Below are 236 nucleotides of genomic sequence, written 5' to 3'. Positions count from 1 at the left end.
CGTGATGGGACTCAGGATGGACGAGATATCTCCGCAGTTGATCGACGACACCCTCGCGCTTTATCCCCGGCTCGGCTTCAAACAGGCGTTCACGCAAGCACTCGCCGAAGTGGCGAGACGGAAACCCCATACTGCGATTGGAACGGGTTTGGCCGACATTGGACGTCGCCTCGCGCCGGGCATTGAAATCCCCGATGTCTGCGATCTGCTGCTCGCCGCGCCGTTCGAAAGCTAAG

1 pseudogene is annotated in these 236 nt (G+C 60.2%); it reads left to right on the top strand.

The annotated features are described in order from the left end of the window. Positions 1–235: pseudogene (locus SB786_RS37665) on the top strand (phosphohydrolase); the annotation flags it as partial. Position 236 lies beyond the last annotated feature (1 nt).

The sequence above is a fragment of the Burkholderia sp. SIMBA_062 genome (assembly GCF_046534765.1).
Lineage (GTDB): Bacteria > Pseudomonadota > Gammaproteobacteria > Burkholderiales > Burkholderiaceae > Burkholderia > Burkholderia ambifaria.
Note: the sequence above shows the minus strand (reverse complement) of the source record. Positions and strands in the feature narration are given on the sequence as shown.